General features: G+C 69.8%; 1 protein-coding gene and 1 pseudogene. One reads left to right on the top strand and one right to left on the bottom strand.

The features are described 5' to 3' along the window. Positions 1 to 192, bottom strand: a 192-nt coding sequence (locus tag HUK84_RS22965; RefSeq protein ID WP_218064501.1) for a hypothetical protein, incomplete at its 3' end; no start/stop codon positions are given. An 84-nt stretch (positions 193 to 276) separates the two neighbouring features. Between HUK84_RS22965 and HUK84_RS21655 the strand changes: the two are divergent. Continuing rightward, positions 277 to 666 (top strand): annotated as a pseudogene (locus HUK84_RS21655) (hypothetical protein); the annotation flags it as partial.

Raw genomic sequence — 666 nt, forward strand, 5'->3', positions numbered from 1 at the left:
CGGGCCGTGCACGACATCCACCTGATCAACCAGGGCGGCGACTGCCTGCGCGCCTTGCACGCCGCGCCGCAGGGCTGACGCGTGCGTGGTGACGCGCGTGGTATTGACGCCCCTCGCCGCGCGCCGCCAGGTGAACGGGCACGGATCGCGGCCTGGAAAGGAGTCGTCTTGTTTCGGAATACGACCTGTCACCCCTTCGTTGCGCTATCGCTGCCTGTCTGCCTAGCCGCCTGCGGCTATGGGGATTCGCGGGCGGCGCATCAGGCGCAGCTCAGCATGATCGGCATGACCGCGAATGATCTGCAGGCCTGTGCCGGGCCGCCCGACGGGCGCGTGGCGCTGAATGCGCATACCAGCCTGTTCCATTACGTCTACAAGCCCGGGGCCAGCGGGTCCTTCTCCATCAGCCCGCTGAACCTGGCCACTCTGAGCTACGGCGGCAGCGGGATCTCGTGCGCGGTGACCATCCGCCTGGTCGATGACCGGGTCACCGAGGTGCATTACGCCGGCGACGACGACAGGATGGTCGGCACCGACGGGGTGTGCGCGGCGGTGGTGCGGGGTTGTATCCGCCAGCCGGAGGCGACCATGCGCCGGGTGGATGGCGGGCTGTTCGGCCCGGTCTCGGCCTTCTCGCCACCCCCGGTGCCGCCGCAGCCGGCGGAC

The organism is Nguyenibacter vanlangensis, from assembly GCF_013376155.1.
Classification (GTDB): Bacteria; Pseudomonadota; Alphaproteobacteria; order Acetobacterales; family Acetobacteraceae; genus Gluconacetobacter; species Gluconacetobacter vanlangensis.